At 66.0% G+C, this 21,165-nt stretch carries 30 protein-coding genes, 2 tRNA genes and 1 pseudogene; 21 read left to right on the top strand and 12 right to left on the bottom strand.

From position 1 onward, the window contains the following. The first annotated feature begins 71 nt into the window (after positions 1–71). Positions 72–824: a Stf0 family sulfotransferase gene (locus tag P0645_RS17755; RefSeq protein WP_284165887.1), complete on the top strand. Its 753-nt coding sequence runs from the start codon at positions 72–74 to the stop codon at positions 822–824. A 58-nt stretch (positions 825–882) separates the two neighbouring features. On the opposite strand, the pseudogene P0645_RS17750 reads toward P0645_RS17755, so the two are convergent. Both P0645_RS17750 and P0645_RS17745 read right to left on the bottom strand, forming a co-directional pair. After that, positions 883–978 (bottom strand): annotated as a pseudogene (locus tag P0645_RS17750) (transposase domain-containing protein); the annotation flags it as partial. Positions 979–1,095: 117 nt separating this feature from the next. Beyond that, positions 1,096–1,170: transfer RNA gene (locus P0645_RS17745), tRNA-Thr, on the bottom strand. An 89-nt stretch (positions 1,171–1,259) separates the two neighbouring features. Here P0645_RS17745 and P0645_RS17740 point away from each other — a divergent pair. The 16 genes from P0645_RS17740 to P0645_RS17665 all read left to right on the top strand — a co-directional run bounded on the left by P0645_RS17740 (position 1,260) and on the right by P0645_RS17665 (position 11,666). Beyond that, positions 1,260–1,415, top strand: a complete 156-nt coding sequence (locus P0645_RS17740; RefSeq protein ID WP_284165886.1) for a hypothetical protein — start codon at positions 1,260–1,262, stop codon at positions 1,413–1,415. Between the two features lie 9 nt (positions 1,416–1,424). Next, a complete protein-coding gene (gene murA / locus P0645_RS17735) occupies positions 1,425–2,693 on the top strand; it encodes a UDP-N-acetylglucosamine 1-carboxyvinyltransferase (protein WP_284165885.1) in 1,269 nt (422 codons plus the stop codon). Continuing rightward, positions 2,693–3,169 carry a DUF2948 family protein gene (locus P0645_RS17730; RefSeq protein ID WP_284165884.1) on the top strand — a complete coding sequence of 159 codons (477 nt, stop codon included), beginning with the start codon at positions 2,693–2,695 and terminating at the stop codon, positions 3,167–3,169. Before murA ends, P0645_RS17730 begins: the two co-directional genes overlap by 1 nt. A 159-nt stretch (positions 3,170–3,328) precedes the next feature. Next, positions 3,329–3,799: a GNAT family N-acetyltransferase gene (locus P0645_RS17725; RefSeq protein ID WP_284165883.1), complete on the top strand. Its 471-nt coding sequence runs from the start codon at positions 3,329–3,331 to the stop codon at positions 3,797–3,799. A 430-nt stretch (positions 3,800–4,229) separates the two neighbouring features. Continuing rightward, positions 4,230–5,531 (top strand): histidinol dehydrogenase, encoded by a 1,302-nt coding sequence (gene hisD, locus P0645_RS17720; RefSeq protein ID WP_284165882.1) that lies wholly within the window; start codon positions 4,230–4,232, stop codon positions 5,529–5,531. A 78-nt stretch (positions 5,532–5,609) separates the two neighbouring features. Next, positions 5,610–6,086: a UPF0262 family protein gene (locus tag P0645_RS17715; protein ID WP_284165881.1), complete on the top strand. Its 477-nt coding sequence runs from the start codon at positions 5,610–5,612 to the stop codon at positions 6,084–6,086. A gap of 1 nt (position 6,087) precedes the next feature. Next, positions 6,088–6,546, top strand: coding sequence for an arsenate-mycothiol transferase ArsC (locus tag P0645_RS17710; RefSeq protein ID WP_284165880.1), 459 nt, complete (start codon positions 6,088–6,090; stop codon positions 6,544–6,546). 99 nt (positions 6,547–6,645) lie between these two features. Further along, the gene (locus tag P0645_RS17705; RefSeq protein WP_284165879.1) at positions 6,646–7,311 is read left to right on the top strand and encodes a hypothetical protein; all 666 of its coding nucleotides are present in this window, start codon (positions 6,646–6,648) and stop codon (positions 7,309–7,311) included. A gap of 136 nt (positions 7,312–7,447) precedes the next feature. Next, on the top strand, positions 7,448–7,843 hold the full coding sequence (locus P0645_RS17700; protein WP_284165878.1) for a ketosteroid isomerase-related protein: 396 nt from the start codon (positions 7,448–7,450) through the stop codon (positions 7,841–7,843). Then, positions 7,840–8,427, top strand: a complete 588-nt coding sequence (locus P0645_RS17695; protein WP_284165877.1) for a GNAT family N-acetyltransferase — start codon at positions 7,840–7,842, stop codon at positions 8,425–8,427. Before P0645_RS17700 ends, P0645_RS17695 begins: the two co-directional genes overlap by 4 nt. A gap of 74 nt (positions 8,428–8,501) precedes the next feature. Next, complete coding sequence (locus P0645_RS17690) at positions 8,502–9,407, top strand: carbon-nitrogen hydrolase family protein (RefSeq protein ID WP_284165876.1); 906 nt, start codon at positions 8,502–8,504, stop codon at positions 9,405–9,407. Positions 9,408–9,479: 72 nt separating this feature from the next. Continuing rightward, on the top strand, positions 9,480–9,698 hold the full coding sequence (infA, locus tag P0645_RS17685; protein ID WP_267635359.1) for a translation initiation factor IF-1: 219 nt from the start codon (positions 9,480–9,482) through the stop codon (positions 9,696–9,698). Between the two features lies 1 nt (position 9,699). Continuing rightward, positions 9,700–10,284, top strand: a complete 585-nt coding sequence (locus P0645_RS17680) for a Maf family protein (protein ID WP_284165875.1) — start codon at positions 9,700–9,702, stop codon at positions 10,282–10,284. Continuing rightward, on the top strand, positions 10,281–11,327 hold the full coding sequence (locus P0645_RS17675) for a ribonuclease E/G (protein WP_284165874.1): 1,047 nt from the start codon (positions 10,281–10,283) through the stop codon (positions 11,325–11,327). The genes P0645_RS17680 and P0645_RS17675 overlap by 4 nt, the downstream gene beginning before the upstream one ends. Next, complete coding sequence (locus tag P0645_RS17670; protein WP_284165873.1) at positions 11,324–11,500, top strand: DNA gyrase inhibitor YacG; 177 nt, start codon at positions 11,324–11,326, stop codon at positions 11,498–11,500. Before P0645_RS17675 ends, P0645_RS17670 begins: the two co-directional genes overlap by 4 nt. A gap of 90 nt (positions 11,501–11,590) precedes the next feature. Next, positions 11,591–11,666: transfer RNA gene (locus P0645_RS17665), tRNA-Phe, on the top strand. 31 nt (positions 11,667–11,697) lie between these two features. Here P0645_RS17665 and P0645_RS17660 read toward each other — a convergent pair. Both P0645_RS17660 and P0645_RS17655 read right to left on the bottom strand, forming a co-directional pair. Continuing rightward, positions 11,698–12,222, bottom strand: coding sequence for a tyrosine-type recombinase/integrase (locus tag P0645_RS17660; protein WP_284165890.1), 525 nt, complete (start codon positions 12,220–12,222; stop codon positions 11,698–11,700). A 20-nt stretch (positions 12,223–12,242) separates the two neighbouring features. Continuing rightward, a complete protein-coding gene (locus tag P0645_RS17655) occupies positions 12,243–12,443 on the bottom strand; it encodes a hypothetical protein (protein WP_284165872.1) in 201 nt (66 codons plus the stop codon). Between P0645_RS17655 and P0645_RS17650 the strand changes: the two genes are divergently transcribed. The 4 genes from P0645_RS17650 to P0645_RS17635 all read left to right on the top strand — a co-directional run bounded on the left by P0645_RS17650 (position 12,427) and on the right by P0645_RS17635 (position 14,735). Then, positions 12,427–12,669 (top strand): FitA-like ribbon-helix-helix domain-containing protein, encoded by a 243-nt coding sequence (locus P0645_RS17650; RefSeq protein ID WP_284165871.1) that lies wholly within the window; start codon positions 12,427–12,429, stop codon positions 12,667–12,669. The two genes, P0645_RS17655 and P0645_RS17650, sit on opposite strands and share 17 nt — an antisense overlap. A 3-nt stretch (positions 12,670–12,672) precedes the next feature. Next, positions 12,673–13,095, top strand: coding sequence for a type II toxin-antitoxin system VapC family toxin (locus P0645_RS17645; protein ID WP_284165870.1), 423 nt, complete (start codon positions 12,673–12,675; stop codon positions 13,093–13,095). Further along, positions 13,092–13,598: a type IIL restriction-modification enzyme MmeI gene (locus P0645_RS17640; RefSeq protein ID WP_284165869.1), complete on the top strand. Its 507-nt coding sequence runs from the start codon at positions 13,092–13,094 to the stop codon at positions 13,596–13,598. Before P0645_RS17645 ends, P0645_RS17640 begins: the two co-directional genes overlap by 4 nt. Positions 13,599–13,661: 63 nt before the next feature. Continuing rightward, a complete protein-coding gene (locus P0645_RS17635; RefSeq protein WP_284165868.1) occupies positions 13,662–14,735 on the top strand; it encodes a YeeE/YedE family protein in 1,074 nt (357 codons plus the stop codon). 64 nt (positions 14,736–14,799) lie between these two features. On the opposite strand, the gene P0645_RS17630 is transcribed toward P0645_RS17635, so the two are convergent. The 8 genes from P0645_RS17630 to soxC all read right to left on the bottom strand — a co-directional run bounded on the left by P0645_RS17630 (position 14,800) and on the right by soxC (position 21,156). Continuing rightward, a complete protein-coding gene (locus P0645_RS17630; RefSeq protein ID WP_284165867.1) occupies positions 14,800–14,994 on the bottom strand; it encodes a cyclic nucleotide-binding domain-containing protein in 195 nt (64 codons plus the stop codon). A 27-nt stretch (positions 14,995–15,021) separates the two neighbouring features. Beyond that, positions 15,022–15,243, bottom strand: coding sequence for a cyclic nucleotide-binding domain-containing protein (locus P0645_RS17625; RefSeq protein WP_284165866.1), 222 nt, complete (start codon positions 15,241–15,243; stop codon positions 15,022–15,024). An 18-nt stretch (positions 15,244–15,261) separates the two neighbouring features. Beyond that, on the bottom strand, positions 15,262–15,690 hold the full coding sequence (locus P0645_RS17620; RefSeq protein ID WP_284165865.1) for a DUF302 domain-containing protein: 429 nt from the start codon (positions 15,688–15,690) through the stop codon (positions 15,262–15,264). A gap of 39 nt (positions 15,691–15,729) precedes the next feature. Continuing rightward, a complete protein-coding gene (locus P0645_RS17615) occupies positions 15,730–16,632 on the bottom strand; it encodes an MBL fold metallo-hydrolase (RefSeq protein ID WP_284165864.1) in 903 nt (300 codons plus the stop codon). A 63-nt stretch (positions 16,633–16,695) separates the two neighbouring features. After that, positions 16,696–17,961, bottom strand: a complete 1,266-nt coding sequence (locus tag P0645_RS17610) for an NAD(P)/FAD-dependent oxidoreductase (protein WP_284165863.1) — start codon at positions 17,959–17,961, stop codon at positions 16,696–16,698. A 51-nt stretch (positions 17,962–18,012) separates the two neighbouring features. Next, on the bottom strand, positions 18,013–18,717 hold the full coding sequence (locus tag P0645_RS17605) for a c-type cytochrome (protein ID WP_284165862.1): 705 nt from the start codon (positions 18,715–18,717) through the stop codon (positions 18,013–18,015). 2 nt (positions 18,718–18,719) lie between these two features. Further along, on the bottom strand, positions 18,720–19,919 hold the full coding sequence (locus tag P0645_RS17600) for a c-type cytochrome (protein ID WP_284165861.1): 1,200 nt from the start codon (positions 19,917–19,919) through the stop codon (positions 18,720–18,722). Next, on the bottom strand, positions 19,903–21,156 hold the full coding sequence (gene soxC, locus P0645_RS17595) for a sulfite dehydrogenase (RefSeq protein ID WP_284165860.1): 1,254 nt from the start codon (positions 21,154–21,156) through the stop codon (positions 19,903–19,905). Before soxC ends, P0645_RS17600 begins: the two co-directional genes overlap by 17 nt. Positions 21,157–21,165: the final 9 nt, after the last annotated feature.

Genomic DNA, 21,165 nt, shown 5'->3' with positions numbered 1-21,165 from the left:
CGCTGTCGCCCTCGCCGCCACCGTCATGTTCTGGCTTTGAGGTTCAATGAGTCTGGACCCTAGATCGTCGTTTGATTGGCGCACTGGCCGAGCGGTCTGCTCTGTACGCTATCCTTATCATACCGCGTTCAGGATCTACTTGGTTTTGTGAGATAATCGGCAAGGCTGGCGGTTTGGGAAAGCCGCAGGAATGGTTCAACCTCGATTTCGTCCGCGGCGAGGCGATGCATCTCGATTGCAAGCCACCCAAATTGCGAGGCACAAGGGATATAAACCGCTATGTCTCGGAGATTGTCGAAGAAGGGAACGGCGCGGCGGGTGTCCAGCTTTCCTACTGGCAGGCGCAGTCACTGGTCGAATTGAGTGGAGGATGGCTACCTGTCGGGAAGATCAAATGGTTCTACCTTCGCCGAAAAGATATCCTTTCCCAAGCTATCTCCTTATACAAAAGTGCCGCTACCGGCTATTGGCACTCCTACCAGGGTAGCTCTAACCGACTCGGCAATCTCTCCTTCGACCCTGAACGATGTACCGGCCGGTTAGCGGAGCTGATCGCTGCAGAGATCAAGTTCGAAGAGATGTTTGCGTCCTGCGGAATCTCACCGTGCCGCCTTCTTTATGAAGACATCCAAATCGATCCGCTTGGCAGCCTTCAATCCTTCGCGGCTGCCATCGGGCGCGACGTACCGAAGAGCCTTCCCGGGACGGAACTCAGGCTGCTGCGCAATAGTCAGACTGACAGTTGGAGGCACGAACTGGAGGCATCATACCGCGTCGCGGAGATTCTATCGGCTCGCCCGGGCATCGCGACAAACTCTGCTTGACCCGCCCTTCGGGGAATCCACGGTTTTGATTGCCGTTGGCAAGCGCCCGGTCTGGCCGCTACCGGTTCCAGCGCCATGGCAGCAGGTCGTCGACCTTGATGATCTTGTGGTCGGGTATACGGGCGAGGATGTCGGCGAGCCAGGCGTGGGGATCGGGGATGCTTGCAAGGACGCGCCATCTGCAGAGCCACGGTGTAGCACATAGGTGTAGCACCGAAGTCAATCTAGGCCCTTGATAGCGCCTATCTTCTTGACCTGAAAGAAGGAAAGATGGTGCTGCAAGAGAGGATTGAACTCTCGACCTCTCCCTTACCAAGGGAGTGCTCTACCACTGAGCTACTGCAGCGCCGATTGGTGGGGCGCGGTTTAGTGGCAAATCCGGGCGCGCGCAAGGGCAATCTGGACCCTTTTTCCGATCCGCTGTAGGAAGGCGGCATGGATGAAAAACCGGGAAAGTCTGAGCGCGAACCGACGCGGGAGGAGCGGCGGAAGGCCGCCCTTCGGGCGAACCTGCAGCGTCGCAAGGCGCAGGCGCGGGCGCGCGGCGACGGGCAGGCGGACGCGGTCGGGACCGGAAAAAAAGAAAGCTGAGGCAGGCGGATGGATTCAATTCTGGTGAAGGGCAACGGGCCCCTGCGGGGTGCGATACCGATCGCGGGGGCGAAGAACGCCTGTCTCGCGCTCATGCCCGCGACGCTTCTCGCGGACGAGCCGCTGACGCTGACCAATGCGCCGCGGCTTTCCGACATCAAGACGATGACGCAGCTTCTGCAGTCGCTCGGCGCCGAAGTGACCTCGATGCAGGGCGGGCAGGTGCTGGCCTTGTCGTCGCATGATCTGACGAACCTGACGGCGGATTATGACATCGTGCGCAAGATGCGCGCCTCGAATCTTGTCCTTGGCCCGCTTCTGGCGCGGGCGGGGCGGGCGGTCGTGTCGCTGCCGGGGGGATGTGCGATCGGCGCGCGTCCGATGGACCTGCATATCGCGGGGCTGGAGGCGCTCGGCGCCGAGATCGAGCTGAAGGACGGCTATCTGCATGCTGTGGCGCCGAAAGGGCTGAAGGGCGCGGTGATCGAACAGCGGTTCGCGAGCGTGGGGGCGACCGAGAATATCGTGATGGCGGCGACCTTGGCCAGGGGCACGACGGTTCTGAAGAACGCCGCGCGCGAGCCGGAGATCGTCGATCTGGTGGCCTGCCTGCGGGCGATGGGCGCCGAGATCGAGGGCGAGGGGACGGCGACGATCACCATCGAGGGCGTCGAGCGGCTGCATGGCGCGACGCACCGGGTGGTGTCGGACCGGATCGAGCTTGGCACCTACATGATCGCGCCGGCGATTGCGGGGGGCGAGGTCGAACTGCTGGGCGGGCGGCGGGCGCTGCTGGGGTCGTTCTGCGACAAGCTGGAGGAGGCGGGCGTTCATATCGAGGAGACGGCGGCCGGGCTGAAGGTCGCGCATGCGACCGGCCGGGTGAAGGCTGTGAATGTGAAGACCGAGGTCTTCCCGGGTTTTCCGACCGACCTGCAGGCGCAGATGATGGCGCTTCTGTGCACCGCGCACGGCACGTCTGTGCTGGAGGAGACAATCTTCGAGAACCGGTTCATGCATGCGCCCGAACTGATGCGCATGGGGGCTGTGATCGAGGTTCATGGCGGCCATGCGACGGTGAGCGGCGTTGAAAAGCTGAAGGGCGCGCCGGTGATGGCGACCGACCTGCGTGCCTCGGTCTCGCTGATCCTTGCGGGGCTCGCGGCGGAGGGCGAGACGCTGGTGCGCCGGGTCTATCATCTGGATCGCGGCTATGAGCGGCTGGAAGAGAAGCTCGCGGGCGTGGGCGCGCTTGTCGAGCGGATCAGGGGGGAGTGATGGCCGACGCGCGGTTCGAGGACGGCAGGGAAGCGGCGCTGAGCCTGAAGGCGGAGGGGCCGGAGGATCTGCAGGTCATCTCGGCACTGGTGCAGGATGCGGTCCTGTCGGCGGGCGACATGGCCTGGGACCGGCGCGGGCGGACGTTTTCCCTGTTCCTCAACCGCTTCCGCTGGGAAGATCGCGCGGCGGCCGAGCGCGAGGGGCGGCCGTTCGAGCGCGCGCGGGCGCTTCTGGTGATCGGCGGTGTCATGAAACTGTCGAGCCAGGGCTTCGACCGGACGGATGGCGATATGATCCTGTCGGTCCTGTCGCTGGGCTGGGAGCCGTCGGCCGACGGGGCCGGGCGGCTTCTTCTGACGCTGGCAGGAGACGGGGCGATTGCGGCAGAGGTCGAATGTATCGACCTGACCTTGCGCGACGTGACCCGGCCCTATGCGGCGCCGTCGGGGCAGGTGCCGGGACATCCGGAGTAGGGGGGCTCGGCCCCCCCAGGCCCCCCGGGATATTTGGTCCAGCGTGAAAGAACGCGTTTCACGCTGGTTCAAATATCCCCGCCGGAGGCTTCCGCGGATGCGGTCGGAGCGCGGCTGTGTTAGAGGCGCACCGGTGGCGCCCCATGGAGGAGACATGACATGGATCTGCGCCGTCTGAGCCCCGCGGATGCAGCACTCTGGCGCGAGATCCGCCTTGAGGCGCTCGAGCGGGAGCCCGAGCAGTTTGCGTCGCGCCATGAGGACCATGTGGAGCGGCCGCTCGCCGATTTCGCAGCCCGGCTTGCGGGCGCGTCCGTCTGGGCGGCATTTGACGGGGAGCGTCCGGTCGCGGTAGCCGCGCTGACGCCCGATGATGAGGGCGTGGCGCGGGGGTGGGTCGAGTCGGTCTATGTCCGGCCCGAGGCACGGGGGCGGGGGCTCGGGCAGGCCGTGCTGGGGGCTTTGGAGCAGGTGGCGCGGGACCAGCGGCTGGACGCGCTCTGGCTTGAGGTGCGGGCGTCGAATGCCGCTGCGCGGGGGCTTTACGCGCGTCTGGGGTTCCGCGAGGTCGAGGGCGCGCCGAAATCCTGCGCGCACCGGTGCGAGGTCACCATGGCCAAGACGCTCTGACCGGGGTTTCAGCCCTGGGAACCCCTTCCGTAAAGGCAGTGCGAAGGGAGAGAGCCATGCCGCAGTTTCTGAATTTCCGCTGGTGCCGGTTTTGAAGCGGCCTTCGCGGCCTTCCTGACGACCAGGCGCGAGGATGCGCCGGACGTGGATCAGGCGGTGGCGGCGATGATCGAGGAGGTGTGGGCGCTGGGCCGGGAGCCGTCGGCCGACGGGGCCGGGCGGGGGAGGCGCTGCCTCCCCCGTGCCCCCTCCGGGATATTTGGGCCAGAATGAAGGGGAGGGGGCATCGGGCTGGCAGGGTGAGGCTTGCACGATCGGCGGCGCGGACGGGCTTCGCCGGCACATGTGCGATCAAGACGATCCTTGAGCCTCGGCCGGGGCTTGAGCCTTGGTTTTGCCTTCCGTAAAGGGAGCGGGAAGGAGAAAGCCCATGCCGCAGTTCCTGAACGCCACCGATCCCGGGTTTGACGCGGCCTTCGCCGCCTTCCTGACCACCAAGCGCGAGGATGCGCCGGATGTGGATCAGGCGGTGGCGGCGATCATCGAGGAGGTGCGGGCGCGCGGCGATGAGGCGCTGGTCGAGCTGACGGCGCGGTTCGACCGGCTGGAGCTGACGCCCGGGACGCTGGCCTTTTCGGATGCCGAGATCGACGCGGAATGCGCGAAGGTCGCGGCGGAGGATCGGGCGGCGCTGGAGATGGCCGCCGAACGGATCCGCGCCTATCACGTCAGGCAAATGCCCGAGGACCAGCGCTGGACCGATCCCGAGGGGGCGGAGCTTGGCTGGCGCTGGGGGCCGGTGTCGGCGGCGGGGCTTTATGTGCCGGGGGGGCTCGCCTCCTATCCGTCCTCGGTGCTGATGAATGCGATTCCGGCGAAGGTGGCGGGCGTCGGGCGGCTGGTCGTCACCTGTCCGACGCCGGGGGGCGCGGTCAATCCGCTGGTGTTGTTGGCGGCGCGGCTGGCGGGCGTCGATCAGGTCTATCGGGTGGGGGGCGCGCAGGCGATCGCGGCGCTCGCTTACGGGACCGCGACGATCCGGGCGGTGGACAAGATCACCGGGCCGGGCAATGCCTATGTGGCCGCCGCCAAGCGCCGGGTCTTCGGGCGGGTGGGGATCGACATGATCGCCGGGCCGTCGGAGATACTGATCATCGCCGACCGCGACAATGACCCGGACTGGCTGGCGCTGGACCTTCTGTCACAGGCCGAGCATGACGAGAGCGCGCAGGCGATCCTGATGACCGATGATGCAGCGTTCGGGCGCAGCGTCGCGGCGGCGGTCGAGAAGCGGCTGGAAACGCTGCCGCGTCGGGGGATTGCCGGGGCGTCCTGGCGCGATTATGGCGCGGTGATCACGGTGCGCGATCTGGCCGAGGCGGCGGAGCTTTCCAACCGCGTGGCGCCGGAGCATCTGGAACTGTGCGTGGCCGACCCCGAGGCGCTGGCGGCAAGGATCACTCATGCGGGCGCGATCTTCCTTGGCGCCTGGACGCCCGAGGCGATCGGCGATTATGTCGGCGGGCCGAACCATGTCTTGCCGACGGCGCGGTCGGCGCGGTTTTCTTCCGGCCTGTCGGTGATGGACTTCCTCAAGCGCACCACCATCGCCCGGATGTCACCCGCGGCTCTGCGTGCCGTCGGCCCCGCAGCGGTGCGGCTTGCCGCATCCGAGAGCCTTTCGGCGCACGGTCTGTCGGTTCAGGCCCGTCTGGACCGTCTGAACGCTTGACGGGGGCGATATTCCCGGTTTTGAAGAGCCAAGCGAATGTCCCGGGTCCTTGCCGGCCGGGAAGATGAGAGGCTGGCCATGACCCGCATCTGCCATATCGAGATCGACGACCGGGGACTTGCGCCGCCCACGCCCGAGATCGAGCAGGAGAGAAAGGTCGCGATCTTCGACCTTCTGGAAGAAAACTCCTTCGCGCTTCCCGCGAAGAACGGGCAGGACTTTCCCGGCCCCTTCCGGCTGGGGCTGGCGATCCGCGAAGGGCGGCTTGTCTTTGATCTGGCTTCCGAGGCAGGCGAGAAAGTGGCGGAATTTCACCTCTCGCTGGGGCCTTTCCGGCAGGTGGTGAAGGATTATTTCCAGATCTGCGCCTCTTATTTCGATGCGGTCAAGCGCCTGCCGCCTGCCCAGATCGAGGCGATCGACATGGCGCGGCGCGGGATCCACAACGAAGGCGCGCGCACGTTGCAGGAGCGGCTGGAGGGCAAGGCCGACCTCGACATCGACACGGCGCGGCGGCTCTTCACGCTGATCTGCGTCCTGCATTTCGGGGGATGAGTTGACGGGCAGGTTCCCGAGTTCGGTGCTTTTCTGTTGCGACCATAATGCCGTCCGCTCGCCCATGGCCGAGGGGATGATGAAGAAATTCTACGGGCATGCCGCCTATGTGCAGTCGGCGGGCGTCCATAACGACATGGAGATCGACGGTTTTTCGGTGGCCGTCTGTCAGGAGCTGGGGATCGAACTGTCGCGCCACCGCTCGCGCTCGTTCGAGGAGATGCGCGACTGGGGGGACGATCTGTCGGGCTTCGACCTCGTGGTGGCCCTGTCGCCCGCGAGCCAGAGGCAGGCGCTGGAATTCACCCGGTTCTTCCATCTCGACGTGGAATATTGGCCGATCCTCGATCCGACCGGCATCGGCGAGAGCCGCGAGGCAAAGCTCGCCGCCTACCGGCAGGCGCGCGACCAGATCAAGGCGCGGATGCTGGACCGTTTCGGGCCGCCGACCGAAGGCTGAGTTCTTGCGCTATTGTTGCGCCGGGCGCGACGCTTTCTTGGCCAATGCGCGGGCACATGCTAGCCTGCCGCCCGGGTAGCTGTATCAGTGGGGCTTCAGATGCGATTCAATCCCGGACTTTTCATCCTGATTTCGGTGGCCATGGGGCCAGCGGCGCTGGCCAATGGCCAGGCACCGACCGAGGTCGCCCTGTGCGATCCGTTCCTCGCACCGGGCGACAACAACGACGACAGCGGCAACGAGGAAGACCAGCAGAGCGAGCGCCGCGTGCGCTATGATCTGGAAAAGAGCGAACCCCTGACCAGCGAGGAGGCGGTCATGGACGCGATCTATGAGGAGAAATGGGACCTGTCCTCGCTGGCGGCCGTTGCGCGCCCAGCGATCTGCGAGGGCCAGGACGCCTATGTCGTGAACTGGGCCGAGGTGATGGGCAAGGACGATCAGGGCGAGGATGCGGTGATCGCGCGCGGCTTCTTCCGGATCGGGAAGGACGGCACCTTCCAGTTCGACTATGCCAAGCGGCCCTACACGGGCAGCTGGCAGTTCAGGGACGGCCAGATGGTGCTGGATGCGGGCTGGCTGAACCAGGGCGAGCCGCTGGCGGCGACGGTCGAGAAGGTTCAGACGCCGGTCGAGCTGATCGGGTCGGATGGCGCGACCGACAGCTATCTGGAGGAAGTGTACCGGATCGGACCGTTCCGCCTGCTGCCGATCGACACGACGGCGCGTGGAATGGTGCAGGATTGCGCCTGCCCCGCGAACTGAGGCGGCAGCGCCGGTTTGTCGCAAATCTCCGGCAAGGGGTCTTGCCCGGTCTTGCCCGGCCGGGGACGGCCGCGCTAGGCATGGCTGACAGCTTCGGCGCCGCCGTGCCGGAGCGCGGACATGCCGGGGAGGGCCCATGAGCCGGACGACGATCGCGCGCTATTACGAGGCGTTCAACCGGGGCGACATCGAGGGTATGCTCGCCTGCCTGCACGAGGATTTCACCCATCATGTGAACGAGGGCGCGGCGCGGCTGGGCAAGGCGGCCTTCGCCGACTTCTGCCGCCACATGAGCGAGACCTATCGCGAGACCCTGACCGACATGGTGATCTTCGCCAACGACGACGGCACGCGCGGCGCGGCTGAATTCACCGTGAACGGCACCTATCTGAAGACCGATCCGGGCCTGCCGGAGGCGCGCGGGCAGAGATATGTCCTGCCTGCAGGCGGGTTCTTCACGCTGAAGGACGGGCTGATCACCCGGGTGACGACCTATTACAACCTCGCCGACTGGATCCGGCAGGTGTCATGAGCACCGAGGTCCATGTCCTGACCCGGGAGGCTTTTGCCGCGGCGCTGGACGATGTGGCGCGGCTGAGGATCACGGTCTTCCGCGACTGGCCCTACCTCTATGACGGCGATCTGGACTATGAGCGCAAGTACCTCGCCGCCTATCTGGAGAGCCAGGGCAGCCTGGTCGTCGGCGCTTTTGACGGCACGCGGCTGGTGGGCGTGTCGACGGCGGCACCGATGGAGGATCATGCCGAGGAACTGGGGGCGCCGCTTCTGGCGCTGGGCTACCGGCTGGAGGAGGTCTATTACTGCGCGGAATCCGTGCTCTTGCCGGAGTATCGCGGCCGGGGGATCGGGCATGCCTTCTTCGATGCGCGCGAGGCGAAGGCGCGGGCTCTGGGGCGGACATACATGGCGTTCTGTTCGGTGAAGCGGCCCGGGGATCATCCGATGCGGCCCGCCACATTCCGCACGAACGACGCGTTCTGGCAGGGCCGGGGCTATGCGCCGCTGCCCGGCGTCTTTGCCGAATATGGCTGGCGTGACATCGGCGCGGCGGAAGAGACGCGCAAGGAGTTGCAGGTCTGGTTCCGCGCCTTGTGAGGGGACGGGCGAGGGGGCTGTCTGCCCCCTCGCGCTCCCCCGAGGATATTTGGAAACGGAAGAGGGAAAGCGGAATGAAGATTGCGGCGGCGGCCTATCCCCTGTCCTGGTTCGACCGGTTCGCGGATTACGAGGCGAAGCTTTCGGCCTGGGTTGCGGAGGCGGCCGGCGCGGGGGCGGACCTTTTGGTCTTTCCCGAATATGGCGCGATGGAGCTCGCTTCGCTGGGGGGCGCGGCGGTGGCGGCCGATCAGGAGGGGGCGCTGCACGAGGTCGCGCGCCACCGGGCGGCGGCGGACGTGGTGCATGTGCGGCTGGCGGCGGAACATGGGGTCCATATCCTGGGCGGGTCGGGGCCGGTCTTCGATCCGGGCGCGCCGGGCGGCCGGCCGGTGAACCGCGCGACCTTTTACGGCCCCGAGGGCATTCTGGGCCATCAGGACAAGGCGATGATGACGCGCTGGGAGCGCGATCCCTGGCGGATGGCGCCGGGGGAGGGCCTGCGCCTTTTTGAAACGCCCATCGGGCGGATCGGCATATCGATCTGTTATGACAGCGAATTTCCCCTGCTGGCGCGGGTGCTGGCCGAGGCGGGATGCGAGATCCTGCTGGTGCCCTCGGCGACCGAAACTCTGGCGGGTTTCACGCGGGTCCGGGTGGGCGCTATGGCGCGAGCGCTGGAAGGGCAGATGATCTCTGTCCATGCGCCGGTGGTGGGCATGGCCGACTGGTGCGCGGGGATGGAGGAAAACACCGGCCGCGCCTCGGTCTACGGGCCGCCGGACCGGGGCTTTCCGCCCGAGGGCATTCTGGCCGAGGGCGCGCTGGGCGCGGCCGGCTGGGTCTACGCCGATGTCTCGCTGGAGGCCATCGCGGCGGTGCGGGCCGATGGCGGGGTTCTGAACCTCTCGCATTGGCCGGAGCAGGTCGCCCCTGCAAAAAATCTGGAAATCCGGGGCCCCGGGGCGAAACGCGCTTGAAAAACCGGGGGAAGGGGCGCATTTAGGGCGCGCCCGCGGACAATGCCGCGGGTAATTCATTATGGAGTGACCATGGCCAAGGATGACGAGCTCGAATTCCCCGGTGTCGTGCGTGAACTCCTGCCCAACGCGACATTCAAGGTCGAGCTTGAGAACGGCCATGAGATCATCGCCACGATGGCAGGAAAGATGCGCAAGAACCGGATCCGCGTGCTGGCGGGCGACAAGGTTCAGGTGACGATGACGCCCTATGACCTGACCAAGGGGCGGATCAACTATCGCTTCAAGTAAGATGGTCCGGCTTGTCCTCGGCTCGGCCAGCCCGCGCCGGAGGGAGCTTCTGGCGCAGCTTGGGCTGACACCCGACGCGGTGCGCGCGCCCGATATAGACGAGAGCCCCCGGAAGGGCGAATTGCCCCGCGCCTATGTGGCGCGGATGGCGCGCGAGAAGGCCTTGGCGCTGGAGGCCGGGCCTGACGAGGTCGTGCTGTGCGCCGATACGACGGTCGCGGTCGGGCGCCGCATCCTGGGCAAGCCCGGGACAGCGGGCGAGGCTGCCGAGTTCCTCTGGGCCCTCTCCGGGCGGCGCCATCATGTGCTGACCGCTGTTGCCGTGCGGCGCGGCGCGCGGATATGGGAGCGGCTGGTGGATACGGAAGTGAAGGTCAAGGCCCTGTCGGACGGCGAAGTGAACGCCTATCTGGCCTCGGGCGAATGGCAGGGCAAGGCCGGGGCCTATGCGATTCAGGGCCGGTTCGGGGCGATGATCCCCTGGCTGAAAGGCTCCTTCACCGGGGTCGTGGGCCTGCCGGTCGCCGAGACGGCGCATCTGCTGATGGCGGCGGGCGTCGATCTGCACGGGGGATGGCAGGCATGAAGGGCCGGGTCGTTGCCCTTGGCGAATGGCAGGGCCGCGAGGCGGCGGCGCTGATGGTCGACGGGCGGCTCGAGGATCTGCTGATCGCGCCGCCGGACGAGATGTTTGGCCCGGGCGCGATCTTGCGCGGCACGGTCGACCGGCAGATGAAGGGGCAGGGCGGCGTCTTCCTGCGACTGCCCGATGGGCAGAGGGGTTTCCTGCGCGAAACCGGCGGGCTGGCGCCCGGCCAATCGGTGCTCGTGCAGGTGACCGGCCGGGCCGAGGCGGGCAAGGCGCTGCCGGTGACGACACGGATCCTCTTCAAGTCGCGCCATGTGATCGTGACGCCATTGGCGCCGGGCCTGAATATCTCGCGTCGGGTGAAGGACGAGGAGGAGCGCGCCCGGCTTTCGTCATTGGCCGCGGCGGGCATGGACGGGTCGCCTTTCGGGCTGATCGTGCGGTCGGCGGCGGAAGCGGTCGAAGATCAGGAGGTTGCCGAAGATATTGCGGCGGTGCGGGCGTTGGCAGAGGCGGTGATGGCGGATGGAACCGGCGCGCCCGAACTCCTGGTCGATGCGCCGGGTCCGCATGAGGAAGCCTGGCGCGACTGGGCCGATCCGGCACCCGACGAGGTGGCGGACGGGCCGGGGGCGTTCGCCCTTCACGGGGTCGAGGAAGCGATTGACGCGCTGCTGACGCCCACCGTCGCGCTGTCGGGCGGCGGCCATATGGCAATCGAGCCGACGCGCGCCTTCGTGGCGGTCGATGTGAATACCGGGGCGGATACCTCGCCGGCCGCGAGCCTCAAGGCCAATATCGCGGCGGCCCGCGACCTGCCGCGGCAATTGCGGCTGAGGGGGCTTGGCGGCCAGGTCATCGTCGATTTCGCGCCTATGCCGAAGAAGGACCGCGCCGCGCTGGACCAGCAGCTGAGGACCGCCTTCCGGGGCGAGGCGGCCGAGACGGTTCTGGCGGGCTGGACGCCCCTGGGAAACTATGAAATCCAGCGCAAGCGCGACCGGATCGCGCTGGCCGATCTGACGCGGGGAACGGCATGAGCTGCCCGGTCTGCCAGAAGGACAGCGATGCGAAATACCGGCCCTTCTGTTCCAAGCGCTGCGCCGACATCGACCTTGGCCGCTGGCTGAGCGGATCCTATGTCATCCCCGGCGAGGCGGTCGAGGACGAGGCCGTCCCGCCTGACGCCAGGCACCCGCCGCCGAAGCACTGACGCACCGAGATTTTTCGCCAAACCCTCTGGACAGCCCCCGCCCGCCCGGCTAAGACCGCGCCACCCCGGACGGCAATGCCCGGACCCGGTGCCCAGATAGCTCAGTTGGTAGAGCAGCGGATTGAAAATCCGCGTGTCGCTGGTTCGATTCCGGCTCTGGGCACCACTTAAATCCCTGAAATCGCTACATTTTCTTCTCATGCCGATTTCCCTTTCGGTTCGGGTTTGACGCTTTTGGCAGCAGGTTTGACAATACGAGCCCGCCGCGCGTTCTCGGTTTCGAGAGTCGCCATCGTCGCGCGGTTCTTGGCCGCAAGGTTGGCAGAGCGCGAATAGTGCCGCGCCATGGACAGGGTTTTCTGCCCCGGCAGGTCGGCAATGCGGCGTTCATCCAGCCCCGCCTCTCGCAGAGTGGTCGCAACGGTGTGCCGGAGGCCCTTGAGGGTTGGGCCGGGCTGGATCAGCCCCTCGGCCTCCAACCCCGTCTTGAAGCGGTGCCAGACAGTCGAGAAGCCGTTGTCGGTCCATTGCTCGCCGCGTGAGTTTGCCAGCAGGGCGGGCGCATCGTGCTGCGGTGCCTGTTTCAGGGCCGCATGCAGGGTCAGGCCGATGGGAATGGCGACATCGACGCCCGTCTTGCCCCGCACGCCCCAGATCGTTTCGCCATCGATCTGGTCGCGCCGCAGGTTCAGCGCGTCAGACGGATCGAGGCCGGTGTTCATCAGCACGGCCAGTACCACCTTCACATGCGGTGGCGGGTGTACTCGTTGCCGTGCTGCTGCCCGCGATTGCTGTCGCTCTTGGCGTCGAGCGCAGACTGCAGCGCCGGATGCGTCAGCTGGACAAGGCTGCTGTCGTCAAATCCAAGCATCGCTTGATTGCAGTGCAAGCATTGCCTAACTTGCAAGAAGCAAAGGGAGGCACGCATGGGCAGCATCACCATCAGAAATCTTGACGACGACGTGAAGCGCCGCCTGCGCGTGCGGGCGGCCGAGCATGGGCGGTCGATGGAAGAAGAGGCGCGGGAAATCCTGCGCCAGGTGGTCACGCGGCCTGCACCGCTGCGCGATCTGGGTCAGTCCATCCACGCGCGGTTTGCAGAAGTTGGCGGCATCGATCTTCCCCAGCCGAAGCGCAGCGAGATGAGACCGACGCCGAATTTCGAGTGACTCATGTTCCTGATCGACACCAACGTCATTTCCGAGCTGATGCGGGCCGCCCCAGCCCCCTCTGTCCTCAACTGGTTCTCCACCCAAGACCCCTCCACCCTTTACCTCTCTGCCGTGACCGAGGCCGAGCTGCGCACCGGCATCGCCATCCTTCCCGCAGGCCAGCGGCGCGAAGGCCTCAAGGCCGCGCTAGACGCAACGATTGCCGAGGATTTCGAGGGGCGCATTTTGCCGTTCGACAGCGATGCGGCCAAGACCTATGCGGATATCGCGTCGATGCGCGGTGCGGCGGGCCGGCCGATCGCGGACGCGGACTGCCAGATCGCATCTATTGCGCGGGCGACCGGAATGCCGGTCGTCACGCGCAACACGCGTGACTTTGAGGGCTGTGGGATAGACGTGATCAACCCGTGGCGCGGCGAATGAACGCTGTCGAGATCGAACAGGCCGTTTCCGAACTGGCCGAACAGCCCTTTGACCGAGCGGAATTCCAGTTCCAGTTCCTTGCCGCCTTCGGCAACAAATACGCCACGCTGAAGCGCCTTCGCACTGGCGTGTCAAGCAAGTCGGATGTGGGCGGCGTTCGTCAGACCGACAACATCCACATTGCAACCTGCGCGCACGTCCTGCCACAGACCATCGGGAGGCGCGACTCAACCTTGCCACTGACGCTGAGTCGCTGGAGGCCATTGGCCAACATCATTCCCGGTTCGGGCGTCGCAGTCGGCATTTTGGGCGGAAAGCGGACAAATAGACTGGCATGCATCCGTCTCAGTCCCGATCGGCTGACGCTCGTAAGCCGGCGGGAAGGGTCCTCTATGGGCGATCGGAATCACTTGGCGAAAGCTTCAAGCGATCCCTTTGTGGGTCATAACCTTGCGCTCGGCTTGGGTAGTCGTCCCCATGAGATCCAGACATTCCTTTGCTAAGCATGACTTGAATCAAGGCGGCGTACGGGGATTTCCGCATGCTTTTGATGAAAGGAGTGGACCATGAATATCCTGGCCTTGCTGGAGGTTCTTGACGAGGCCGCGCTGGCTGCACTCATGGGGCTTCTTGTTGGGATCGTGTTTGGCGTCGGTGCACAGCGGTCCCAGTTCTGCCTGCGGGCTGCGACCGTCGAGTTCGCCCGGGGTCGCCTTGGCCCGAAGGTCTCGGTCTGGCTTCTGGCCTTTTCGACCGCCCTGATCTGGGTTCAGGGGGCAAGGCTTCTCGGCCTTTTCCGCGTGGAGGAGGCGAGGATGATGGCCGTGGCCGGGTCTTGGTCGGGGGCGATCATTGGCGGATTGATGTTCGGCGCGGGGATGGTGCTGGCCCGGGGCTGTTCCGGACGGCTTCTGGTGCTTGCGGCGACGGGGAACTTGCGGGCGGTCATCTCCGGCCTGATCTTTGCCGTGGTCGCGCAGATGTCGCTGCATGGCTGGCTGGCGCCACTGCGGACCTGGCTCGCGGGGCTTTGGGTGACGCCGGGCGGAACAAATGTCGATCTACTGGCTGCGCTGGGGCTACCGGAACTGTCGGGTCTCGCGATGGGGATTGCGATTGCTGCATTGGCCTTTGTTCTGGTCTGGCGGAACGGGGTCACGGTTCCAACCATGGTCTTCGCTTCTGGCGTGGGTTTCGCGGTGGCCCTGGGCTGGGCGCTGACCTTCAGCCTGGCCCAAGTGGCCTTCGAACCGATGGCGGTGACCTCGGCCACCTTTTCGGGGCCTTCTGCCGACACGCTGATGTTCTTGCTGACCGACGATCCGAAGCTGGAGTTCGATGTGGGTCTGGTTCCCGGTGTCTTCCTTGGCGCTCTGGTCGCGGCCTGGGCGGGGCGGGAGCTGAAGTTCCAGGGCTTCGAGGGTGAGGGGCAGATGCGGCGGTCAATGACCGGGGCGGCGCTGATGGGGTTCGGGGCGATGTTGGCCGGGGGCTGCGCCATCGGGTCGGGGATCACGGGCGGGTCGATCTTCGTCGCGACCGCCTGGCTGGCCCTGTTCTGCATGTGGGTGGGCGCGGGGGTGACGGACTGGCTGGTGGATCGGGTGGGGGGGCTTCGACAGGGACGCGCCTTGGCCTGACACGGCTGTCCGCGCGTGGGTAGGCTTTCGGGTCCAGCAAATTCAATGGCTTGCCCGCGCACATTCATGAGTTGTGAACCCGTTTTCGCCGCCGCGACAGTTCCCGATAGAGCGCCTCACGCGTGACGCCGAGGTCGGCGGCGAGGTCCTGCAGTTGGCCGTGCGGCGGCAGATCGTGACCCTCGGCCAGCCAGGCATCAAGCCTCTCGGTGACGCAGCGCAGCGCCAGAAGCCCGGAGCGGAACCGGGCTGACTGCACGGCGCGGGCGAGATGGCGCGCCCAGGCTTAGGCCAACCTCGGGTCCCCGGCCAGCCTTTCGCGGAAGCGGGTGACGGGCAAGGCGGCAAGCGTCGCGGGCCCCAGTGCCTCGGCGTCGCAGTGGTAGCGGGCGGACCAGACGGACGCCTCGGCCAGAACCTCGCCGGGTCCGGCCTCTTGCAGCTTAAGGGGCGCGCCCTGCGGTGCCCGCCGCAGAAGTGCAACCTTGAGCACGATCGAGGAGTGCACGAAGTGCTCGACAAGCGGCTATTCGCCCGCCGCCTCGCGGGCGATGTCGTCCAGCAGGGTCTGGACTTCCTGCATTGCGCCATCCGGCAGGTGGCGGTAGCCGACGGCGACCTGCCCCTCACGGTCGGTGACGAAGATGCCATAGGGGCAATGGGCGATGTTCATCGGGTCCGCCTCCATCACTTTGCGCGACAGGACCGCCGAACAGAACAGGAAGACGTCGGCATTGTCGAAAACCTTGACGTCGCTGCCGACATCGGCGCCGGTGCGGTTCAGCATTTCGCCGACGTGGCTGCGGTAGTCGATCACCAGACCTTTTCCAACGATGGCGGTCTCAACGGCGAAAGTCGCGTCGTCGAAGCTGCCGTCAAAGGGATAGGTCGTGACCTCTTGCGCCAGTGCCGGGCCGCAAAGGGTGAGCAGGATTGCAGAAGCGAATTTGAGCATGGTCAGCCTCCTGAATGCGGGCCTTGGGGCAGGGCGACCCTAGACCTCGTGAGTGAAACGAAAGCCGGTGTCGGCACGTTCGACGCGACCGATCCCGCCTTCGGGCAAATGGTAGCCGATGATCGCGTGGCCATCTGTCGCGAGCCGGTCGAGGAGTGCCAGCCGCGTCGTGGCGGCGAGCGCCTTGTCCTGGTCCGAGCCGCTTTCCCATTCGGGGCGTTCAAGGGCGACATGATGGTTGCCGATGCAGTCGCCCAGCACCATCGCCGGGGTGGGACCGGCGATTTCAAAGGCCATGTGGCCCGGCGTATGGCCAGGGGTCAGGCGCGCGGCGATGCCGGGAAGCGGTTCCTCGCCATCCGCCAACAGGCGGACGGTTTCCGCGATCACGCCCAGTCGCCGGGCGGCGCCGACGGCAAAGGTCGCGCGCGCCTCGCCAATGGTGGTCACGGTGTCGGGGTTGGTCCAGTAGTCGAACTCTGCCTGGCCGATCATGTATTCGGCGTTCGGGAAGACGGGTTCGTCGAATTCGTCGAGGAGGCCCCAGAGATGGTCTGGGTGGCCGTGGGTGAAGAGGACGTGGGTCACGTCCTCGATTGTCAGGCCGATGGTGTCGAGAGCTTCCATCAGCTTGCCTGCGGAGGGCTGGAAGTCCGGCCCCGCGCCCACGTCGAAGAGGACGGTGTTGGTTCCGTCGCGCAGGAGGGTCACGTTGCAGGGCGGGGTGAGCTGGTCAGTTGACAGCCCGTATCTCGCGACGATGGCCTGCATTTCGTCCTGCGGCATCCCGCCAAGGATGAAATCGCCGGGCAGGACCAGGTTGCCGTCCGAGAGCGTGTCGATCTGGAGGCTGCCGAGGGTCAGCGTGCTGGAGGCCCAAAGCCTGCGGGGGGCGAGGGCGGCGGCGGCCGTGGCGGTCAGAAGCAAGCGGCGGGTCAGCATGGGCGAGTTCCGTGAGAATGACGGGTGCGCTGTTCTCGCGCCCGCCAGTTGGGGAGGAAGGGATCAGCCGAACATGTCGGCGGTGATCCCGGCGTACCAACCGAGGCTCTCCTCGTAGGTCGCCTTGCGGAGTGCGGCGTCCTCGCCGACCTCCGAGACGAAGCTTTCCACGGATGCGATCTTTTCCGGCGTGGATTCGTAGGACGCGCCGACCTTGACCCCGTCGTCGGGGGCAAGCAGCGACCAGCAGGTGTTGGAGTATTTCGCCGGGAAGGTCTTTGACCCGGTCAGCTCGCCCCGGATGGTCATGGACGCGACCTTGGCCTGGCTGTTGGCCGAGAAGCCGGATTTCGGCATGTCGCCCTGGGCCGAGCTGTCGCCGAGGACCCAAACGTTCTCGTCCATCTTCGACTTCATCGTTGCGGGATCGACCGGCGCCCAGCCGCTGTCATCGGTGACCCCGGCAAGGGCCGCGATCTTGCCGGCCATCTGGCCGGGAATCACGTTGCAGCAATCGACCTTGGTGGCTTCGCCGTCGATCACGACCTCCATCGTGTCGGGGCGCACCTCGACCGCGCCGCCACCGAAATCGGGGCCGATCCATTCGACCATCGTGCCGTAGTGCCGCTGCCAGCCGTCTTCGAACAGCGCCTGCTTGGAGAACTTGTCCTTGGGGTCAAGGACCAGGATCTTGGCCGTCGGGTTCTTTCCCTTCAGGACATGGGCGATCATGCTGATCCGCTCATAGGGGCCGGGCGGGCAGCGGTAGGGGTTCGGGGGGGCGACCATGGCGAAGGTGCCGCCTTCGGGCATTTCCTCAACCATCTTCTTCAGAAGCTGGGTCTGGGGGCCGGCCTTGTAGGCGTGGGGCATGATCTCGGCATGGGTGTCGACGGACCAGCCGGGGACCGAGCCGTCCTTGAAGTCGATGCCGGGCGACAGGACGAGGCGGTCGTAGGGCAGGACCTGGCCGCCGGCAAGCGTCACCGTCTTTGCCGCGCGGTCAACGGCGGTGGCGATGTCGTTGATCACGGTCACGCCCGCGCCGGCCATCTTGTCATAGCCGTGCTGGAGGCTTTCGAACTCGCGGAAGCCGCCGAGGTAGAGGTTCGAGAAGAAGCAGGTGGTGTAGATCGGGTTCGCCTCGACGAGGGTCACTTCGAGCGCGCCCTGACTGTCCTTGGCGAGGTAGCGCGCGGCGGTGGCCCCGCCTGCGCCGCCGCCGATGACGACGACCTTGGGTTTGGCCTGACCCCAGACGGTGGGGGCGGTCAGAAGCGCACTAGCGGCGATGCCGGTGCCAAGAAAGAGGCGTCTGTTCAGCTTCATTGGGTCCTCCTCCCCATGGGTTGCAGTCCGGCGCGGTTGGCCCGCGCCTCGTCATTCAAGCGTTGCAAAATATGCGGCAAGTGCCGCGATTTCCTCTTCGTTCAGGCGGCCTGCCATCATCTGCATGACGGGATGCGGGCGCAGCTTCTGCTTGTAGGCGTGCATGGCGATGACAAAGTCCTCAGGTGGCCAGGCGATAATCGACGGTATCCCTTGGTCCGAGCCATCGGCCTGGTGGCAGGTCTGGCATTCCGAGGCGAGGTATTCGCCGTAGGCCGGGTCGCCCTTGATCGCGAGGACTTCGGGCGACAGGTCGGGGTTGGTCTTCAACGCTGTCGGCTCTGCCTCGGGGATGTTCTGCGGCTCGTCGGAAAACTCGCGCAGGAAGGCCATGAGGTCGGCGCGGTCGGCGTCAGACGCAAGGCCGCGGTAGTTCATCTTTGTGCCTGAAACCAGCGCCTTGGGATTGGCGATATAGGCGTCAAGCGTCTCTAGCGTCCAGGTCAGGCCGTCCGCGCCCATCCGTGCCATGGACTTCGAGTAGCTGAAATCCTCTTCCGACCCGGCGCGGCGACCGAAGATCCCGGTCAGGCGCGGCCCGACGCGGTGCTGCGCTTCGGGACCGATGCGGTGGCAGGCGGCACATTCCTTGTTGAAGACGCCGCCGCCGTGGTCGGCATCGCCGATCTCTTCGGCTGCCCCGGGGAAGGCCCCCAAGGCAAAGAGAAGACCGAAGAGAGAGCGACCCTTGCGCATCGTCAGGGGCCGAAGGTGGACAGATAGGCGATGACGGCGTCGCGATCCTCGGGCTTCTTCAGGCCCGCGAAGGACATTTTGGTGCCCTTGACGAAGCCCTTGGGGTTTTCCAGGAAGGCATGCAGCGAGGGCGCATCCCAGACCCCGCCTGCGGCCCCCATCTCGGCCAGAGTGGCGGAGTATTTGAAGCCTTCGGCCTGGCCCATGGGCCCGCCGACCATTCCGTTGAGCGCCGGACCGACCGCGTTTTTCGCGTTTTCGCCGACCTTGTGGCAGGCAGCGCACTTCTTGAAAACCGTCTCGCCAGCGGCGACCAACGCAGGGTCCGCCCCGGCGGGCGCAGCCTCGGCGGTGGCAGCGGGAGCGGCTTCGGCCGTCGGCTCGGCGAGGGTCGCCTCGGCCACCTCAGTCGTGGCGGGTTCGGCGGCGGGTTCCGGGGCAGCTTCCGCCGTTTCGGTTGCAGGCTCTGCCGGAGCTTCCGTTGCACCAGTCAGGGCAGCCGAGATCACCGGAAGGGTCCCGGCAGGCTTGCCGTCCTCATCCTCGGGCGTCACGTTCAGTTCGATGGCGCGCTTGGTGACTTCGGGCGCGGCGGTCCGGCAGTTCTCCATGCAGGGTTCGACAGAGAACAGCGGATATTCCGTCTCCGGCCGGTCATCGACGTAGAAGCCTTCGGCATTCGGCATGACAATCGAAGTGAAATTCTCGTTCGTCAGGACGAAGTCGTCTTCGACGAGCCCGTTCGAATAGAGAAGGAAGGCCGTGATTGCATAGGTGTCGTCCGCTGACAGGGTCTGCGCCTGGCCGAAGGGCATCGAGCGGTGGACATAATCGAAGACGGTCGAGAGATAGGGCCAGTAGCTGCCGATGGTCTTGACGGGGCGCGGGTCCTTTAGGCTGCCTGCGCCGCCTGCAAGTACGGGCCAGCTGTCGAGGCCTTCGGCGAAGTCGCCATGGCAGGACGCGCAGTTTTCGCCAAAGACCATGTCGCCGGTTTCGACGTCGCCCGAGCCTACGGGAAGGCCCTGGCCGTCGGGCAGGACGGCCACATCCCAAGCCTCGATTTCCTCCGGCAGTGCCGGGCGGCCAAGGCCGAGCGGCCCGCCTTCGGCACGGGCGGCAGCGGCGCCTAGCAGGAAGGCCGCGGCAACGGCTGCGGCCAAGGCAATGGTGGTCGGCATATCATCAAGCGATTTCGACATTCTCGACCTCTCCGTCGGCGCGCACCCACCAGACCTGGATGCCGTTGTTGTGGTAGACGTTGTTCAGCCCGCGAATGTCGCGCAGGGCCTGCTTGGTCGGCTGGACATAGCCAGTCTCGTCCGTGGCGCGGGACATGATGAACATCTCGGACCCGTCCCAGTTCATGTCGTAGTGGAAGCGGGTCAGCGCCTTGGGCCGCGCCTCGCCGGTGATGCGGGCGGGAGTCCAGCTGTTGCCGCCATCGGTCGATATGTCGACGCGGGTGATCTTGCCGTGACCGGACCACGCGAGGCCAGTGATGACCAGCGGACCCTTGCCGTGGCGGATCGGGGCCTGCGGCGAGGGCGAAGTGATGACGGATTTCGCGTCCATCACCCACGTCCACTTCCGCGCCCGGCCATCAGGCATCAGGTCGGTGTATTTCGAGGTCTCCTCGCGGCCTTCGACGGCTTGGTCATAGACCCCGATCCGGCGCAGCCACTTGACCCACATGTTGCCTTCCCAGCCCGGAACGACCAGGCGGACCGGATAGCCGTGTTCCTTGCGCAGCGCCTCGCCATTGGCGAAGAAGGCGACCATCACGTCGTCCAGCGCCTTTTCCAGCGGGATCGAACGGCCGTTCGACGAGGCATCCGCCCCTTCGACATAGATCCACTTGCCTTCCGGCTTGACCCCCGCCTCGGCGAGGAGGTCGCGCAGCATGACCCCAGTGTATTCCATGTTGTGGATCATGCCTTGAGTGAACTGGCAGCCCTCCAGCTGCGCGCCGCCCCATTCCATTCCGCCGTTCGCAGCACATTCGCAGAAGGCGATGGAAATCTGGCGCGGGAAGCGGAGGAGGTCTTCGTAGGTGAACACCAGTTCGCGGTCCACGAGGCCGTTGATCATCAATCGGTAGTCCTGCTTGGACAGCTTGATCGCGCCGGAATGGTGGCGCTCGAACGCGCAGCCCTGCGGGGTGATCGTGCCTTCCAGCGCGTGGATAGGCGTGAAGTTGATCGAGGACGCGGTGCTTTCGGTCAGCCATTCGACATTGCGGCGGACGACGTGGGATTCGAACTCGATCGGCATCCCGTAAGGCGTGGCATCGACCGCGTCGCCGAAGACCGAGGCCCATTCCTGGACCTCGGTGATCAGGGGGTCGGCCGTCTGGGCCGTCGCGGCGGTTGCGACAAGGCCTGCGCCTGCGGCTGCGGTGCCCGCAAGGAAGGCGCGGCGTGTGGGTTCGTCGGTCATCTGGCGAAC

Origin of the sequence: Frigidibacter sp. SD6-1, from assembly GCF_030143255.1 — a bacterium.
Taxonomy (GTDB): Bacteria; Pseudomonadota; Alphaproteobacteria; order Rhodobacterales; family Rhodobacteraceae; genus TMP-24.
Note: the sequence above shows the minus strand (reverse complement) of the source record. Positions and strands in the feature narration are given on the sequence as shown.

Excerpts from the sequence above, each read along its gene's own strand:
- P0645_RS17740 (WP_284165886.1), top strand. The coding sequence starts at position 1,260 with ATGGATGAAAAACCGGGAAAGTCTGAGCGCGAACCGACGCGGGAGGAG.
- murA (WP_284165885.1), top strand. The coding sequence starts at position 1,425 with ATGGATTCAATTCTGGTGAAGGGCAACGGGCCCCTGCGGGGTGCGATA.
- P0645_RS17730 (WP_284165884.1), top strand. The coding sequence starts at position 2,693 with ATGGCCGACGCGCGGTTCGAGGACGGCAGGGAAGCGGCGCTGAGCCTG.
- P0645_RS17725 (WP_284165883.1), top strand. The coding sequence starts at position 3,329 with ATGGATCTGCGCCGTCTGAGCCCCGCGGATGCAGCACTCTGGCGCGAG.
- hisD (WP_284165882.1), top strand. The coding sequence starts at position 4,230 with ATGCCGCAGTTCCTGAACGCCACCGATCCCGGGTTTGACGCGGCCTTC.
- P0645_RS17715 (WP_284165881.1), top strand. The coding sequence starts at position 5,610 with ATGACCCGCATCTGCCATATCGAGATCGACGACCGGGGACTTGCGCCG.
- P0645_RS17705 (WP_284165879.1), top strand. The coding sequence starts at position 6,646 with ATGCGATTCAATCCCGGACTTTTCATCCTGATTTCGGTGGCCATGGGG.
- P0645_RS17700 (WP_284165878.1), top strand. The coding sequence starts at position 7,448 with ATGAGCCGGACGACGATCGCGCGCTATTACGAGGCGTTCAACCGGGGC.
- P0645_RS17695 (WP_284165877.1), top strand. The coding sequence starts at position 7,840 with ATGAGCACCGAGGTCCATGTCCTGACCCGGGAGGCTTTTGCCGCGGCG.
- P0645_RS17690 (WP_284165876.1), top strand. The coding sequence starts at position 8,502 with ATGAAGATTGCGGCGGCGGCCTATCCCCTGTCCTGGTTCGACCGGTTC.
- infA (WP_267635359.1), top strand. The coding sequence starts at position 9,480 with ATGGCCAAGGATGACGAGCTCGAATTCCCCGGTGTCGTGCGTGAACTC.
- P0645_RS17680 (WP_284165875.1), top strand. The coding sequence starts at position 9,700 with ATGGTCCGGCTTGTCCTCGGCTCGGCCAGCCCGCGCCGGAGGGAGCTT.
- P0645_RS17675 (WP_284165874.1), top strand. The coding sequence starts at position 10,281 with ATGAAGGGCCGGGTCGTTGCCCTTGGCGAATGGCAGGGCCGCGAGGCG.
- P0645_RS17670 (WP_284165873.1), top strand. The coding sequence starts at position 11,324 with ATGAGCTGCCCGGTCTGCCAGAAGGACAGCGATGCGAAATACCGGCCC.
- P0645_RS17660 (WP_284165890.1), bottom strand. The coding sequence starts at position 12,222 with ATGAACACCGGCCTCGATCCGTCTGACGCGCTGAACCTGCGGCGCGAC.
- P0645_RS17650 (WP_284165871.1), top strand. The coding sequence starts at position 12,427 with ATGGGCAGCATCACCATCAGAAATCTTGACGACGACGTGAAGCGCCGC.
- P0645_RS17655 (WP_284165872.1), bottom strand. The coding sequence starts at position 12,443 with ATGGTGATGCTGCCCATGCGTGCCTCCCTTTGCTTCTTGCAAGTTAGG.
- P0645_RS17645 (WP_284165870.1), top strand. The coding sequence starts at position 12,673 with ATGTTCCTGATCGACACCAACGTCATTTCCGAGCTGATGCGGGCCGCC.
- P0645_RS17640 (WP_284165869.1), top strand. The coding sequence starts at position 13,092 with ATGAACGCTGTCGAGATCGAACAGGCCGTTTCCGAACTGGCCGAACAG.
- P0645_RS17635 (WP_284165868.1), top strand. The coding sequence starts at position 13,662 with ATGAATATCCTGGCCTTGCTGGAGGTTCTTGACGAGGCCGCGCTGGCT.
- P0645_RS17620 (WP_284165865.1), bottom strand. The coding sequence starts at position 15,690 with ATGCTCAAATTCGCTTCTGCAATCCTGCTCACCCTTTGCGGCCCGGCA.
- P0645_RS17615 (WP_284165864.1), bottom strand. The coding sequence starts at position 16,632 with ATGCTGACCCGCCGCTTGCTTCTGACCGCCACGGCCGCCGCCGCCCTC.
- P0645_RS17610 (WP_284165863.1), bottom strand. The coding sequence starts at position 17,961 with ATGAAGCTGAACAGACGCCTCTTTCTTGGCACCGGCATCGCCGCTAGT.
- P0645_RS17605 (WP_284165862.1), bottom strand. The coding sequence starts at position 18,717 with ATGCGCAAGGGTCGCTCTCTCTTCGGTCTTCTCTTTGCCTTGGGGGCC.
- P0645_RS17600 (WP_284165861.1), bottom strand. The coding sequence starts at position 19,919 with ATGTCGAAATCGCTTGATGATATGCCGACCACCATTGCCTTGGCCGCA.
- soxC (WP_284165860.1), bottom strand. The coding sequence starts at position 21,156 with ATGACCGACGAACCCACACGCCGCGCCTTCCTTGCGGGCACCGCAGCC.